The organism is Nocardia otitidiscaviarum NBRC 14405, from assembly GCF_000308635.1.
In the GTDB taxonomy this organism is placed as follows: domain Bacteria; phylum Actinomycetota; class Actinomycetes; order Mycobacteriales; family Mycobacteriaceae; genus Nocardia; species Nocardia otitidiscaviarum.
In genome coordinates this window covers 22,761-28,919 of the sequence record NZ_BAGD01000064.1, presented here as the reverse complement: position 1 = coordinate 28,919, position 6,159 = coordinate 22,761, and the positions used below count along the sequence as shown (strand labels likewise).

Annotated in this window: 5 protein-coding genes; 4 read left to right on the top strand and 1 reads right to left on the bottom strand. The window is 69.1% G+C overall.

Annotation, left to right across the window (positions count from 1 at the left end; all coding sequences use genetic code 11):
* Positions 1-332: AMP-binding enzyme (locus ON31_RS12315; RefSeq protein ID WP_039813033.1), on the top strand; the 332-nt coding region annotated here is incomplete at its 5' end.
* On the opposite strand, the gene ON31_RS12310 is transcribed toward ON31_RS12315, so the two are convergent.
* Positions 310-909: a TetR/AcrR family transcriptional regulator gene (locus tag ON31_RS12310; protein ID WP_039813030.1), complete on the bottom strand. Its 600-nt coding sequence runs from the start codon at positions 907-909 to the stop codon at positions 310-312. The two genes, ON31_RS12315 and ON31_RS12310, sit on opposite strands and share 23 nt — an antisense overlap.
* A 149-nt stretch (positions 910-1,058) precedes the next feature.
* Here ON31_RS12310 and ON31_RS12305 point away from each other — a divergent pair, with 149 nt between their 5' ends.
* From ON31_RS12305 to ON31_RS12295, 3 genes are all read left to right on the top strand, one after another.
* Positions 1,059-1,919 (top strand): alpha/beta fold hydrolase, encoded by an 861-nt coding sequence (locus ON31_RS12305; RefSeq protein ID WP_051037137.1) that lies wholly within the window; start codon positions 1,059-1,061, stop codon positions 1,917-1,919.
* 42 nt (positions 1,920-1,961) lie between these two features.
* Positions 1,962-4,349, top strand: coding sequence for a beta-glucosidase family protein (locus tag ON31_RS12300; protein WP_039813027.1), 2,388 nt, complete (start codon positions 1,962-1,964; stop codon positions 4,347-4,349).
* 220 nt (positions 4,350-4,569) lie between these two features.
* Entirely contained in the window at positions 4,570-6,111 is a 1,542-nt protein-coding gene (locus tag ON31_RS12295; protein WP_051037136.1) for an alpha/beta hydrolase, read from the top strand.
* Positions 6,112-6,159: the final 48 nt, after the last annotated feature.

The window sequence follows — 6,159 nt, the reverse complement described above, 5'->3', positions numbered from 1 at the left end:
AAATCACCGAATCCCTCGTCCTGGGCATCGAACAACCCGACGGCGGCTACTGGATGCCCCTGTTCGTCGTCCTCACCGACGGCACCCACCTCGACGATCGCTTACGTGAGCGGATCACCACCGCGATCCGGACCGAACTGTCGCCCCGGCACGTTCCGGACGAGATCATCGCGGCACCGGGTATCCCGCACACCCGCACCGGCAAGAAACTCGAAGTGCCGCTGAAGAAACTGCTCCGGGGAGCCGACCCCGACACTGTGGTGGCCCGTACCGCCATCGACGATCCGGCACTGCTCGACTGGTTCGCGGCTATCCGGCGATATGCGCGATGACCTGCTCGATGTAGTCGCCGAACAGCGCACCCATATCGACGGCGTCGGGATCGAGCAGCCACTGCTGCTGTAGGCCGTCCATCATCGCGAACACCTGCCGCGCAACGGCTTTGGTGTCGATATCGGCGCGCACCGTGCCCTCGGCGATTCCCGCGTCGAGGGCACGGGCCAAGCCCGACTCCAATCGGCGGTAGCGATCCGCCGCCCAGGCGTGCGCCGGATGGTCATCGGTCACCGACTCCCCCGTCACCACCGTGAACAGCTGCACGAGTCCGGGCACGTGGGTATTGTGTTCGACCAGCCGAGCCAGGCGGCGCAGGGCGTCGGGACCCGATAGCGGCGCACCGAATTTCAGCCGCTCGGCGTCGAGCCGGTCGCGATACTCCAGCACCGCGGCCAGCAGTGCCGCCTTCGACGGGAAGTAGTGCAGCAGGCCGGGCTGGGACAGCCCGCACAGCTCGGCGATCTCGGCGATCGAGGAACCGCGAAACCCGTTCTCGGCAAAGGATTTCAACGCCACGTCCAGAATCAGCTCGCGGCGCGCCTCGCCGCGTGGGCGGCTGCGACGCTGCGCCATGACCTCCTCCTTCCGCCGTCTTCCAGGCCGACAGTAGCCGCGGCCGTGCCACCCCTCCGCATCGGCCACCCCAACCATAATATCTCGGCTTGATAACATTCCCGAGTGCCCGCTCGGTTAGCGGTGAATGCGCTGGCACACTCGATCCCATGAGCCAGGCCGCCGACACCCCCACCGATATCGTTCCCCTCACCCTCGACGGCGGGTACGGAACCCTCGCGGCCTGGGAGGCCGTGCCGCCGCCCGGCGTCGACGCCCGCGGCACTGTCGTCCTGGTGCCCGGATTCACCGGGTCCAAGGAGGATTTCGCCGCCATGCTGCCACTGTTGGCAGCCGCCGGATATCGGGCGGTGGCCTACGACCAGCGCGGACAGTGGCAGTCCGACGGGCCCGACCAGATCGACGGCTACACCATGGACGATTTCTCCGGCGACCTGCTGAAGGTCGTGGACCAGGTGTCCGGCCAGCAGCCCGTCCATCTGGTCGGCCATTCCTTCGGCGGGTATGTCGCGCGGGTCGCGGTGGTGGCCCGGCCCGAGCGCTTCCGGACGCTCACCCTGCTGGCCTCCGGCCCGTCCTCGGTGTCGGACATCAACTTCCCGCCGCCGAGCCTGGTCGCCCAGGCCGTCGAGGCGGGCGGTCAGGAGTTCATCTGGCAGCAGATGAGCAGCGCCCTGTTCGCCGCCGGTTCGGCCGATCCGGCGCGCATCGACTTCCTCCACCGGCGCATCCTGGCCACCAAGAAGGCCAATATCCTCGGCATTCTGCAGGTAATGGAGGTGCCGCCGCTGGCCGATCCCTCCGTGCTCCGGGCGGCGGGCGTACCCATTCTGGTCGCCTACGGCGATACCGGCGATCTCTGGAATCCCGAGGTGCACGCGCGGTTCGCGGCGGCCCTGGGCGCGCGGCGCGCGGTGTATCCCGGCGTCGGGCATCTGCCCAACGAGGATCGACCGGCCCAGGTGTGCACCGACCTGGTGGCGTTCTGGGACCACGCCACCGCTCAGTAGCCCGATATTCGCCGATAATCGAGAGAAGGAACGGGACATCGCATGGACGAACTCATCGAGGACCTGCTCGCGAAACTCGACCTACCCGCCAAACTGCGGCTGATCTCGGGTGCGGGCATGTTCCGCTTCGCCGGTGATCCGGATATCGGCTTGGCCGAGATGCCGGTATCGGACGGGCCGTCGGGGGTGCGTGGCGAATACTGGGACGAGCGTGACCCCTCGGTGAGTCTGCCGTCGGGTACCGCCGTCGCCGCCACCTGGGATCCCGAACTGCTCACCGAGATCGGCGCGCTCATCGCCCACGAGGCACGCCGCAAAGACGTGTACGCGGTCCTCGGCCCCACTGTCAATCTACATCGGTCCCCCTTGGGCGGAAGACATTTCGAATGCTTCTCCGAGGATCCGGTACTCACCGCCGACATGGCCGCGGCCTACGTGCGCGCCGTCCAAGCGCACGGCGTGAGCGCGTGCCCGAAACACTACGTGGCCAACGACTCCGAGACCGACCGCTTCACCGTCGATGTGCGTGTCGACGATCGGGCGCTGCGCGAGCTGTACCTGTACCCGTTCGAGCGATGCGTCGACGCGGGCGCGTGGATGATCATGGACGCCTACAACTCGGTCCACGGCATCACCATGACCGAGAACCCGCTGCTGGACGAACCACTCAAGGGCAGCTGGGGATTCGACGGCGTCGTGGTGTCGGACTGGACAGCGGTGCGCACCACCACCGCCGCCGCCCAGGGCACCGATATCGCCATGCCCGGACCGCCCATGCTCTGGGGTGCGCCGCTCGAGGAGGCGGTACGCCGGGGTGAGGTACCCGAAGCCGCGATCGACGAGAAGGTACGACGCATCCTGCGCTTCGCCCAGCGCGTGGGTGCGCTGCACGGATCACCGCAGGCCACACCGGAATTCGACGACGAGCGGGCACAGGATCTGGTGCGGCGCGCCGCCGCCGCGGGCATGGTGCTGGTACGCAACGACGGTGTGCTGCCGCTCGCGCCGGACAGCACGGTCGCGCTGCTGGGACCGCACGCCGACCTGCCGCGCTTCATGGGCGGCGGCAGCGCCACCGTCATCCCCGCGCACACCACCACACCCGTCGAGGGCCTCGAAACCGTTCTCACCGTGCGGCACACGCCCGGCGTGCGACTCGAGGAGAAGCTGATTCCGGTGCCGCTGGAGCTGGTCACCGATCCCGACACCGGCACACCGGGAGTGAGTCTGCGCTACCTCGACGGTGACACCGTCATCGACACCCAGCACCGCACCGCGGGCAATCTCATGCTCTTCGGCGACCGCAAGGCCGCCACGGCGACGACCCTCGAGATCCGGGCTCGGCTGCGCGCCGACGTGGCCGGTGCGTGGCAGATCGGCGTCGGCACCCTCGGACAGGCCCGGCTGGAACTCGACGGCGAGACCGCCCTCGACGAGACCATCACCTTCGAGGGCACCGATCCGGTGGGCGCGATCCTCTACCCACCCCAGCGCGCGGTCACCCGCACCCTCGCCGAAGGGCAGGAGGTCGACGTCCGCATCACCGTCGCCGCACCACCCGCCATCCCGGGCCTCGGCGTCATTCTCGGTCTCACCTTCGGCATCACCCGGCCGCAGCGTCCCGCCGCGGAGGAATTCGCGGCCGCCGTGGAACTGGCGCGCACCTCCGATGTGGCGGTCGTCGTGGTCGGCACCACCGAACAGATCGAATCCGAGGGTTTCGACCGCACCGATCTGCGCCTCCCCGGCCGCCAGGACGAACTGGTCGCGGCCGTCGCCGCCGCCAATCCGCGCACCGTCGTGGTGGTCAATTCCGGTGCGCCCGTGGAAATGCCGTGGCGCGGCGATGTGGCGGCCGTACTGCTGTCCTGGTTCCCGGGCCAGGAGTTCGGGGCCGCCCTCGCCGATGTGCTCACCGGCGCGGTCGAACCCGGCGGGCGACTGCCCACCACCTGGCCCGCACACATGGCCGACGTGCCGGTGCTGTCGACGACACCGCGGGCCGATGGCACACTCCCCTACACCGAGGGCATTCACGTCGGTTACCGGGCGTGGCTGAAATCCGCTGTGGCCCCGGCCTATCCATTCGGTCACGGACTCGGCTACACCACCTGGTCGCTCGGCGATCTCAGCGTGGACGGCCGGACCGCCACCGTGACGGTCACCAATACCGGTGACCGCGAGGGCAAGCAGGTGGTACAGGCGTACCTGTCCCGGGCGGACAGCGCGGTGGACCGCCCCGTGCGCTGGCTGGCCGGATTCGCCGCCGTCACGGTCACCCCCGGCGCTTCCCGCACGGTGCGCATCGCCCTGCCGCAGCGGGCTTTCGAGCATTGGACCGAGGCGGGCTGGGCGACCGAACCCGGCTCGTTCACCCTCCACGTGGGCACGTCGGTGACGGATCTCCCACTCACCGCCGAGATCAGCTGAACACCAACCGGTTCCAGCCGGGTCGGACGCCTTCGACGCAGGTGCCCGACCCGGCTTCCCGCCACCGAACATCCTTCGTCGTGGCTCGCCCTATCCCATTGGGAGCGAGCACGACCCTGCCGCAACATGTCGAATTTGCATGCCTAAATGCGCATATCTGAGTATGGGGATATTTTAACTGCCGCTGGCACGGTTCATCCTCATGCGGGCACGATGGAGTATGCGCAGAGGAGCACTGCTCGCGACAACGCTGCTGGCCGGACTGTTGCTGACGTCGACCGCCCCCGCCACCGCCGAAGCGGCGGCGACGGAACTGGTCGCGCAGGCCGACGCCGCCCCGACCCCGATACTGAACTGGACCACCTGCACCGAACCCGGGCTGGACCGATTCCAGTGTGCGACAGCCCGAGTCCCGCTCGACTACGCGAAACCCGATGGCGCGACCCTGGATCTGGCGGTCGTCCGGCAACCGGCCACCGACCCGGACCGGCGCATCGGCACCCTGTTCTCCGCCGTCGGCGGACCGGGTGGCTCCGGTATCGACGCGGCGCGCGATATCGGACTCGGATCACCGGAACTGGCACAGCGTTTCGACCTGGTCACCTTCGATCAGCGCGGGATCGGTCGCAGCGCGCAGGTGCGCTGTTTCGCCGACACCGCCGCGCAGGAGGACTTCTGGTCGCGCTACGCTCCACTGCCCACTTCGAAGCGGCAGTACGACGAACTGGAGCGACTCAGCCGGGAACTGGCCGACGGCTGCGCCGCCCACTCCGGCGAGCTACTCCCCCACCTCACCACCGTCGACGCCGCCCGCGATCTGGACCTGCTGCGCCGCACCGTCGGTGACGCCACCCTCACCTACACGGGCGGTTCCTACGCCAGCTATCTCGGCGAGGTGTACGGGGCGCTGTTCGGCGACCGGGTCCGCGCTCTCGGGCTCGGTGCCATGATCGAACCCGTCGGCTACACCGAGTACACGCTGACCAGCCTCGCCGAAGCGGCCATCGGAACCGAACAGGTGCTCACCGAATTCGCCCGCCTGTGCGCCGAGGCCGGTTCGCCCCGTTGCGCTTTCGCGGACGGCGAGGTGCGCGCCCGCAATCTGGCGCTGCTCGACAAACTTCGCGAGGGACCGATCACCGTCGGCTCCGGGGACGCCGCTCGCGCCGTCACCTACGCCGAATTCCTGCCCGCGCAGGTCTTCCTGCTCTACGACCCCGACTACTGGCCCACGCTCGGAACCCTGCTTGCCGAGGTGGACCGCGGCCCGGACGGCGATCCCGGCACCGTCGCCGCCATTCTCGACAGCACCCCGCTCACCGCCGCGTTCATGACGTCGTTCACCGCCATCACCTGCGCGGACGTCCGGCTCCCGAAAGACCCCGGCCTGTGGCCGACGCTGGCCCGCGTCATCGAATCCGCGGCCCCGACCTTCGGTTCGTACTGGCTCTATCCCGTCCAGGCGTGCGGAGCCTGGCACTCCCCCGCCGACGGGTACCCGCAGCGCTACACCGGACCGTGGACCCTGAACACCGACACCCCCGCACTCCTGACGAACGCGCGCTTCGACCCGGCCACTCCGCTGTTCCGCGCCGAACGCGCCCACCAGATCGTCGGCAATGCCCGCCTGGTCGTGCTGGACGGCTACGGCCACACCACATCCAGCACCTGCACCCGGGAACTGGGCGACGCGTACCTCATCGACCTGACGCTCCCCGCCCCCGGCACCACTTGCCCCGCCGACCGCGCCCCCTTCGGCTGACCACCGCGAGGGGGAACCGGTGGCGGCAACGGCCGAGAGACCGCCGCC